Genomic DNA, 6,095 nt, shown 5'->3' on the forward strand with positions numbered 1-6,095 from the left:
GACGACTCCGCCGAATGGAGGACGTTGAGGGGGCGTGCCGGGCCGGGCGAGGGCGCCGTGCCGTAACCGCCGGCGGCCCCGCGCGTTGTTCTGCGTGACGGCCGTGGCGGGGAAGACCCCCGAGCCCCCACCACGGCCGCTGAAAACTCCCGGTCGGTTCAGGCGAGCCCGGCGCGCTCCAGGGCCTGCGTGCCGGCCCTCAGGGACGCGAGCCGCTCGTCGAGCGTGAAGCCCGCCGGGGCGAGGGACAGGGTGGTGACTCCGGCCGCGGCATAGGCCTTCATCCGGTCCGCGATCCGGTCCACGGAACCCAGCAGGGTCGTCTTGTCGATCAGGTCGTGCGGTACGGCGGCCGCGGCGCCCTGCTTGTCGCCGGAGAGGTACTTGCTCTGGATCTCGGCGGCTTCCTGCTCGTAGCCCATGCGCTGGGCGAGCTGGTTGTAGAAGTTCTGCTTGGGGCTGCCCATGCCGCCGACGTAGAGCGCGGTGTAGGGGCGGAACGTGTCGGCCAGCGTGGTCACGTCCTTGTCGTCGCCGACGGCGAGCGGCAGGGTCGGGCAGACGTCGAACCCGTCGAGGGTCTTGCCGGCCTTCTCGCGCCCGGCGCGCAGGTACTTGATCGTGGTGTCCTCGAGGTGCTCGGCGGACGGGAAGATCAGCAGGGCGCCGTCGGCGATCTCGCCGGTCTGTTCCAGGTTCTTCGGGCCGATCGCGGCGATGTACAGCGGGATGTGCTCGCGCTGCGGATGCACGGTCAGCTTGATCGGCTTGCCGGGGCCGCCGGGCAGGGGCAGCGTCCAGTGCTGGCCCTCGTAGGACAGGCGCTCGCGGGTCATGGCCTTGCGGACGATCTCGACGTACTCGCGGGTGCGGGCGAGCGGCTTGTCGAACTTGACCCCGTACCAGCCCTCGGAGACCTGCGGGCCGGAGACGCCGAGGCCGAGGCGGAAGCGGCCGCCGGAGAGGGAGTCGAGGGTGGCGGCGGTCATGGCCGTCATCGCGGGCTGGCGGGCCGGGATCTGGAAGATGGCGGAGCCGACGTCGATGCGCTCGGTCTGGGCGGCGACCCAGCTCAGTACGGTGGCGGCGTCGGAGCCGTAGGCCTCGGCGGCCCAGCAGACGGCGTATCCGAGCCGGTCGGCCTCCTGGGCGACGGCCAGATTGTCCGCGTCCATTCCGGCACCCCAGTAGCCGAGGTTGATACCGAGCTGCATGCCGCATCCCCTTACTGATCAGTAACGTGCCTTGTGCGGAGACCTTAGCGCGGGGACCCGTGCGAGGTACACGGCCACAGCCGCCCAATGGTTTAGATGAGTGAACAGAAATCATGGACGCGACCATTGACGCGTCCACAGCAAGTTCGTACCTTTCGCTGGAAAGCGCTTTCCATCACCACCTTCCGCAGACGAACGGAGAGGCAAGGATGAAGCGAGCACTTCCCCTGAGACTCCACGCGGCACTGGCCACGATGGCCCTCGCCGCCGCGACCGGCACGCTCGTGTCGATGCCCGAGGCCTCGGCGGCGACCGGCAGCGCCACCGGCTACGCGACCCAGAACGGCGGCACCACCGGCGGCGCCGGAGGCCAGACGGTCCGGGCGACGACGGGAACGGCGATCCATCAGGCCCTGTGCGGCCGGGCGAGCACGAGCACCCCGATCACCATCGAGGTCACCGGGACCATCAACCACGGCAACACCAAGAAGGTGTCGGGAGACAGCTGCGACACCGCCGACGGCGTGATCGAGCTCAAGAAGGTCAGCAACGTGACCATCATCGGAGTCGGCAGCGGCGCCCTCTTCGATCAACTGGGCATCCACATCCGCGAATCGAAGAACATCATCATCCAGAACGTGACCGTCCGGAACGTCAAGAAGTCGGGTTCCCCCACGTCCAACGGCGGGGACGCCATCGGCATCGAGCGCAACGTCCGCAACGTCTGGATCGATCACACCACCCTGGAGGCGTCCGGCGGCGAGTCGGAGGGCTTCGACGGCCTGTTCGACCTCAAGGACAACACCCAGTACGTGACCCTGTCCTACAGCGTGCTGCGCAACTCCGGCCGGGGCGGCCTGGTCGGCAACAGCGAGAGCGACCGGACGAACGGCTACATCACGTACCACCACAACCGGTACGAGAACATCGACTCCCGGGCCCCGCTGCTGCGCGGCGGCATCGCGCACCTCTACAACAACCACTACGTGCGCCTCAACGAGTCCGGCATCAACTCCCGGGCCGGCGCCCGCGCCAAGGTGGACAACAACTACTTCGAGGACTCCAAGGACGTCCTCGGCACCTTCTACACCGACGAGGCCGGCTACTGGCAGGTCGGCGGCAACATCTTCGACAACGTGACCTGGTCCAGCCCCGGCAGCGAGAACCATCCGGCGGGCCCCGACCCGAAGTCGAACACCACCGTCGGCATCCCGTACGCGTTCAGTCCGGACGCCGCCGCCTGCGTGCCCGCCATCGTGAACCGAACGGCGGGCGCCGGCAAGGGCCTTCAGGTGTCCGACGGCAGGTGCTAGCCGAGGGCTCCGGGCACCATCGGATCGGGGCACCCCACGGTCCCGCCCCCGGAAATCCGTGGTCCACAGCCACCCACACCGTAGGTTCTGGCCAGTAATCTCGGCGTTCATGGAGCAGAGGCATCTCGGCCGCACCGGCCTTCGTGTGTCCCGGATCGGTCTCGGCACCCTGACCTGGGGTCGGGACACCGACGAGCACGACGCCGCGGACCTCATGAAGACGTTCTGGGAAGCGGGCGGGACCCTCGTCGACACCGCGGACGTGTACGGCGACGGTGAGGCCGAGTACCTGCTGGGCAGGCTCATGGACGGCCTGGTGCCCCGCCGTGACCTGGTCATCTCGACCAAGGCGGGCAGCGTGCCGGACCCCGACCGCCGCTTCGACGGCTCCCGCGGCCATCTGCTCTCCGCGCTGGACGGCTCGCTGTCCCGGCTCGGCACCGACCACGTCGACCTGTGGCATGTGCACGCGTTCGACCCGGACACCCCGCTGGAGGAGACCCTCCAGGCCCTCGACCTGGCGGTCTCCAGCGGGCGTGCCCGCTATGCCGCCGTCTCCAACTTCTGCGGCTGGCAGCTGGCCAAGGCCGCGACCTGGCAGCTGGCGGCCCCCGGCGCCCGGACCCGGCTGGCCGGTACGCAGCTGGAGTACTCCCTGCTCCAGCGTGGTGTCGAGCGCGAGGTGCTGCCGGCCGCGCTGGACCTGGGCATAGGCCTGCTGCCGTCCTCGCCGCTCGGGCGCGGGGTGCTGACGGGCAAGTACCGGGGCGACACGATGCCGCCGGACTCACGCGGTGCCTCGGAGCACCTCGCGCCCTTCGTCGCGCCGTACCTCGACGACACGGCGAGCCGCATCGTAGACGCCGTGGCGACCGCGGCCGACGGGCTCGCGGTGACGCCGCTCCAGGTGGCCCTGGCGTGGGTCCGCGACCGGCCCGGCGTGTCCGCCCCGATCGTCGGCGCGCGCAACGCGCAGCAGCTCACGGCGGCATTGTCAGTGGAGACCCTTAGTCTTCCTGACGAGATCTGCCGGGCGCTCGACGATGTGTCGGCGCCCGTGCACCGCTATCCCGATCACGACTGGAGCACGCTGTGAGCACGGAGCCCGAGACCACGGAGGACACCGAGCCGGGGACGCCGGGCGCCGAGAGCACACCGGCCGGCGTGGCCGGGACCGGCAGCGGTGAGGCCGGGCCTGGGGAGGCCGACACCGAGCAGGTACCCGACGGCGCCGAGGGCGGTGACGCGGGAGCCGGGCAGGCGTCCGAGGCGGAGGCCGCTGAAGCCGGTAACGGGCAGGCGTCCGAGGCGGAGAGCACCGAAGCCGGTGCCGGGCAGGCGCCCGAGGCGGAGAGTGCCGAAGCCGGTGCCGGGCAGGTGTCCGAGGCCGAGGGTGCTGAGGCGGCCGCCGGGCAGGTGTCCGAGGCCGAGGCCGAGCTGCGGGCCCAGCAGGCCGAGCGGGAGCGCATCGAACAGCGCAAGGCCGAGAAGAAGACGCCCGTCGAGGCCGGCACCAAGTTGAGCGGCAAGGCCGCCGACCTGCTCGCGGCCGTACGGGCCGTGGAGAGCGGCGAGAAGCCCGTGGCCACGGTGTTCGAAGAGCCCCGGCCCGCCCCCCGGCGCTCCGCCCCCGAGCCGGAGCGACGGCCGCAGCCGGTGGCGCCCACGCCCCTCGCGGCATCGGCGGCCCCCGCGCCGGAGGCGGTTCAGGCCGTACGGCAGGTGCTCGGCGAGGGCGGTGCCCCGGAGGTGCTCGCACCGCAGGTCGCCGCGACCCTCGGCGAGGGCGCCCAGGAGCAGTTGCGCGCCGACCCCTGGCAGTTGCTGCGGATCCCCGGCGTGCGTCCCGAGCAGGCCGACGGTTTCGCGCGGGCCCTGCTCGGCGCCGAGTGCGGCCCGGACGACGAGCGGCGGGGCCGGGCCGTCACCGGCTGGCTCCTGGAGCAGGCGGCGCTGGCCGGGCACACCGCCCTGGAGATGCCGGCGCTCCTCGCGGCCCTGGCCCAGCGGGGCGTTCCTGAGCCCGACAGTGCCGTGCAGGACGCGATCGCGGAGGGTGAGGCGCTGGTCTTCCAGGACGCCCTGGAAGAGGAGGCCGGTGCCCCGGCCCGGACCGACGAGGAAGACACGGAGGGGGACGAGGAGCGTCCGGTCCGTGTCCTGGTCGGGCTGGAGCGCTACGCGCTGGCGGAGGAGAGCCTGGCCGACGGCCTGGCCCGGCTGGTCAACTCGGTGCCCAAGCAGGACGGTTCGGCCGAGGACTGGGAGCGGGCCGCCGCCGCGGTCCAGGGGTCGACGGCGGAGCTGATCCGCGCGGTCGCCGGTCAGGGACTGGTGCTGCACACCGGCGGGGAGGCCTCCCTCGCCGAGCCCGCGGCCCTGCTGAACGCCGCGGGGTCCCTCGGGCTGCGGGCCTGGGCGGCCGCGCACGGCCCGATCGGCCGCAACCGTTTCGCGGCTCTGCTACGGCGGTCCGGCCCGGCGGCGGACGTCCCCGAGCGAGCCGACGAGACACCCGCCGACTCCCCCGTCGCCACTGTGGCCGGGCTGCTCGCCGGCCTCGAAGGTCCCGGCCGGGACGCGGACGGGGCCCTCGCTCTCGATCTGCTCGTCGTGCTCGACGCGCCCCAGCTGGATGTCGAGACGGCGGCGCTGCTGACCGAGTCGCTGCCCGACGGGGCGCGGCTGGTGCTGGCGGGGGATCCGGCGGTGCTGTGGTCCGTGGGGCCGGGGCGGGTGTTCGCGGATCTGCTCGCGGCGCGGATCTGCCCCCAAGTGGCCTCGCGGCGGCCGGATCCGGGGCCGCTGGGCGAGCTGGTCTCCGGTATCGGCATCGGCGAGCTGAACCAGGTCGAGGCCCCCGGCAAGGAGGTCGTGATCGTGCCGGTGCGGGACGCGGGCGAGGCCGTGCACCGGACGGTGCAGCTCGTCGTGGACTCGGTGCCGCGGGCGATCGGTGTACCGGCCGAGGAGACCCAGGTGATCACCCCCGGGCACGGCGGGGCCGTCGGGACGCGAGCGCTCAACGCGGCGCTGAAGGATCGGCTCAATCCGGGCCCGGGCCGCTTCGGCGGCTTCGACCCCGGTGACCGGATCGTCTACTCCCCCGTCCCGGGGCGTGCGCTGCCGGGCCGCGTGGTGACGGCGGATGCCGAGGGGCTGCACCTGTCGTGCGAGGGCCAGGCCGTCGTCGTACCGAAGGAGCGGGTGGAGCAGTCCGTGCGGCACGGGTGGGCGCTGACCGCGCACCAGGCCGTGGGGAGCCGGTGGCCCGCGGTGGTCGTGGTGCTGCCCGGCGACGCGGCGCAGGCGCTCAGCCGGCCGTGGGTGTACACGGCGTTCGGGCGGGCCGACCGGCATCTGTCGGTGGTGCACGGGGTGGAGCAGGCGCTCCCCCGAGCCGTGGCCGAGGTTCCGGCGAAGCCGCGGACGACCCGGCTTCCGGTGCTGCTCGCGCCGCAGATCAGCGGCACGTGACGGGGTGGTGGTCACAGGCCCGGGCCGTCCGTCTCGGCCCCCGCTCCCTGACCGCCCTGGCCCTGGTCAGCGCGGTGGGCGTCGCCGGCTT

The 6,095-nt window shown here is 72.6% G+C and carries 3 protein-coding genes and 1 pseudogene; 3 read left to right on the forward strand and 1 reads right to left on the reverse strand.

The window, feature by feature from the left end:
- Positions 1-158 precede the first annotated feature (158 nt).
- Complete coding sequence (locus AB0G20_RS27605; protein WP_361306858.1) at positions 159-1,214, reverse strand: LLM class F420-dependent oxidoreductase; 1,056 nt, start codon at positions 1,212-1,214, stop codon at positions 159-161.
- 209 nt (positions 1,215-1,423) lie between these two features.
- Between AB0G20_RS27605 and AB0G20_RS27610 the strand changes: the two are divergent.
- The 3 genes and pseudogenes from AB0G20_RS27610 to AB0G20_RS27620 form a co-directional block, all read left to right on the forward strand.
- Positions 1,424-2,524: pseudogene (locus tag AB0G20_RS27610) on the forward strand (pectate lyase); the annotation flags it as partial.
- 112 nt (positions 2,525-2,636) lie between these two features.
- Positions 2,637-3,623, forward strand: a complete 987-nt coding sequence (locus tag AB0G20_RS27615) for an aldo/keto reductase (protein WP_361306860.1) — start codon at positions 2,637-2,639, stop codon at positions 3,621-3,623.
- The gene (locus tag AB0G20_RS27620) at positions 3,620-6,004 is read left to right on the forward strand and encodes a helix-hairpin-helix domain-containing protein (RefSeq protein WP_361306862.1); all 2,385 of its coding nucleotides are present in this window, start codon (positions 3,620-3,622) and stop codon (positions 6,002-6,004) included. The genes AB0G20_RS27615 and AB0G20_RS27620 overlap by 4 nt, the downstream gene beginning before the upstream one ends.
- The last annotated feature ends 91 nt before the right edge of the window (positions 6,005-6,095 follow it).

The organism is Streptomyces sp. NPDC024017 (assembly GCF_040638895.1).
Taxonomy (GTDB): Bacteria; Actinomycetota; Actinomycetes; order Streptomycetales; family Streptomycetaceae; genus Streptomyces.

What these genes read in the sequence shown, in the direction of transcription:
- AB0G20_RS27615 (WP_361306860.1), top strand. Translation starts at nt 2,637, where the DNA reads ATGGAGCAGAGGCATCTCGGCCGCACCGGCCTTCGTGTGTCCCGGATC.
- AB0G20_RS27605 (WP_361306858.1), bottom strand. Translation starts at nt 1,214, where the DNA reads ATGCAGCTCGGTATCAACCTCGGCTACTGGGGTGCCGGAATGGACGCG.